The 2,019-nt window shown below is 65.4% G+C and carries 3 protein-coding genes; 2 read left to right on the forward strand and 1 reads right to left on the reverse strand.

The window, feature by feature from the left end:
- Positions 1 to 105 precede the first annotated feature (105 nt).
- Entirely contained in the window at positions 106 to 744 is a 639-nt protein-coding gene (locus tag EN925_RS33485; RefSeq protein WP_013528992.1) for a LemA family protein, read from the reverse strand.
- A 163-nt stretch (positions 745 to 907) separates the two neighbouring features.
- Here EN925_RS33485 and EN925_RS33490 point away from each other — a divergent pair, with 163 nt between their 5' ends.
- Both EN925_RS33490 and pdxY read left to right on the forward strand, forming a co-directional pair.
- Complete coding sequence (locus EN925_RS33490; RefSeq protein WP_013528991.1) at positions 908 to 1,159, forward strand: hypothetical protein; 252 nt, start codon at positions 908 to 910, stop codon at positions 1,157 to 1,159.
- Between the two features lie 13 nt (positions 1,160 to 1,172).
- The coding region (pdxY, locus tag EN925_RS33495) for a pyridoxal kinase PdxY (RefSeq protein WP_128337254.1) at positions 1,173 to 2,019 on the forward strand (847 nt) is incomplete at its 3' end.

Here is a 2,019-nt window from a genome sequence, read left to right on the forward strand (position 1 = left end):
GCCAATCTCCCCCCTTGAGGGGGAGATGTCCGGTAGGACAGAGGGGGGTGTTTGCACGCCAGCAGCCCGTCATTTCGGGGGATTTATTCCGATGACAGTGGACGTTCACCCGCCCTGCTTCGTGCCGAAATCGACCTTCGGCGGCTGCATCTTGTCTTCGGCGACGGTGAAATTGGCGAAGGGCTCGTTGCCGCGGAACCAGAAGGTCGCCCACAGCATCGAGGGGAACGTCCTCAGCGTCAGATTGTAGTCCCTGACCGCCTGGATGTAATCGCGCCGCGACACCGCGATGCGGTTCTCGGTGCCTTCGAGCTGCGCCTGCAGCGCCAGGAAGTTCTGATTGGCCTTGAGGTCGGGATAGGCCTCCGAGACCGCGATCAGCCGCGACAGCGCGCTGGTCAGCCCCGCCTGGGCATCCTGAAACTTCTTGAGGGCTTCGGGATCCTTCAGCGTTTCCGGTGTTACCGTGATCTGCGTTGCCTTGGCGCGCGCCTCGACCACCGCGTCGAGCGTATCCTTTTCATGCGAGGCATAGCCCTTGACCGTCTCGACCAGGTTGGGGATGAGGTCGGCGCGGCGCTGATACTGGTTCAGCACCTCGCTCCATGCCGCCCTGGCATTTTCTTCCGCCGTCGGGATGGTGTTATAGCCGCAGCCTGCAAGCAGCGGCAGCACGATCGCCATCATCAGGAAGGCGGGCAGCGTGCGGAACGTGGACGGCAAGGCAAGGCGCTGGGCAAACATGATGGGGTCCCTCGGTAGAAGTTGCACGCGAAGCATTACCACAATCAGCGCGCAAGAAAACCGCCCGCGCCGGCAGCCCCTCGCCTGGCACGCCCGGTGCCGCTGCAAGGCTCTGTGATTGGCCGTGCGAACGCGATAAGGTCCGGCAAAACGGGACATCATCATGGCGGAACGCCAGGACAGCGACAAGGAATCGCGCCGTATCCTCGAGCGCATTGCGCGCGAGACGGATCCGGCCGGCAACTCGTTTGTAGCGCGGGCAGCGAAAGGCATGCACGATCACGTCACCGCGGCCGATGCCGATCGTGCCGATCCGATCGAAGTCTGGGGCACCCGCTTTGGCCGCACGCTGGGCCTGCTGCTGGCGCTGGGCCTGATGGTCTGGCTCGTGCTTTACGTCATCCGGGGCAGTTAGGAATCAAACGACAATGAGCGCCGAACAAACCGACGCGCCGCGTGCGGTCATCGTCATTTCCAGCCATGTCGCGCGTGGCTCGGTCGGCAACCGTGCCGCCGTCTTTGCGCTGGAGACCCTGGGGTTCCCGGTCTGGGCGGTGCCGACCGTCATCTTGCCCTGGCATCCCGGCCATGGGCGCGCGACGCGCATCGTGCCGCCGCTCGACGAGTTCAAGGCTCTGATGGCCGATCTCGAGCGGGCGCCATGGCTGGGTGAGGTCGGCGCCGTGCTGTCCGGCTATCTCGGCGAGGCGGGCCAGGCCGAGGCCGTCGCCTCGCTGGTCGCCGCGGTCAAGGCAAGGACGCCCGGCGCCGTCTATATCTGCGATCCGGTGATGGGTGATTCGGGCGGCCTCTATGTGCCCGAACCGACCGCCATCGCCATGCGCGATCGGCTGATGCCGATCGCCGACATAGCCACCCCTAACCGCTACGAACTGGAATGGATGGCCGGCGCCGCGTTGCCAGACATGAAATCGGTGATCGCGGCGGCGCTGCATGCCGGGCCATCGACCATGCTGGTCACCTCGGCGCCGTCGATGATGACGGGCGGCACCGGCAACCTCCTGCTCGATAGCAGCCAGGCGCTGCTCGCCGAACACCGCCTGATCGACAAGCCGCCGAACGGCCTGGGCGATCTGACGGCGGCCGTCTACCTGGCACGCATCCTGTCCGGCCAGCCACCGATCAAGGCGCTGCAATCGACGACGGCGGCGGTCTACGAGATCCTGGCACGCACTGCCAAGCGCGGCGGCGACGAACTGCAGCTAGAAACCGATGCGCAGAGCCTGTCGCATCCGATGGCGATGGTCCAGCTTC

The organism is Mesorhizobium sp. M7A.F.Ca.US.006.04.2.1, assembly GCF_004022915.1.
Lineage (GTDB): Bacteria > Pseudomonadota > Alphaproteobacteria > Rhizobiales > Rhizobiaceae > Mesorhizobium > Mesorhizobium ciceri.

What these genes read in the sequence shown, in the direction of transcription:
- EN925_RS33490 (WP_013528991.1), top strand. Translation starts at nt 908, where the DNA reads ATGGCGGAACGCCAGGACAGCGACAAGGAATCGCGCCGTATCCTCGAG.
- EN925_RS33485 (WP_013528992.1), bottom strand. Translation starts at nt 744, where the DNA reads ATGTTTGCCCAGCGCCTTGCCTTGCCGTCCACGTTCCGCACGCTGCCC.